The 241-nt window shown below is 70.1% G+C and carries 1 protein-coding gene; it reads left to right on the forward strand.

Features of this window, described 5'->3' with window-relative positions; translation table 11 throughout:
• Positions 1-76: 76 nt before the first annotated feature.
• The coding region (rpmF, locus tag KVS67_RS12845; RefSeq protein ID WP_217565533.1) for a 50S ribosomal protein L32 at positions 77-241 on the forward strand (165 nt) is incomplete at its 3' end.

The following is a 241-nucleotide window of genomic DNA, read 5'->3' on the forward strand; positions in this document are numbered from 1 at the left end:
ACCCGCGCTGGGCCGCCCTGGCCCACCACGCGGGCACCTCAGAGACCTCCATCACCGAGACAGAAGAGAGATAGTCGTGGCAGTCCCGAAGCGGAAGATGACCCGTGCCAACACCCGTGCCCGCCGGTCGCAGTGGAAGGCCACCGCGCCCGCCCTGGTGAAGTCCGACGAGAACGGTCGTGTCTCGTACCGCCTGCCCCACCAGGCCGAGCTGAAGACCGACGCCGCCGGCACCCCCCTG

Source organism: Micrococcus sp. GbtcB5, from assembly GCF_019091605.1.
GTDB classification, from domain to species: Bacteria; Actinomycetota; Actinomycetes; order Actinomycetales; family Micrococcaceae; genus Micrococcus; species Micrococcus luteus.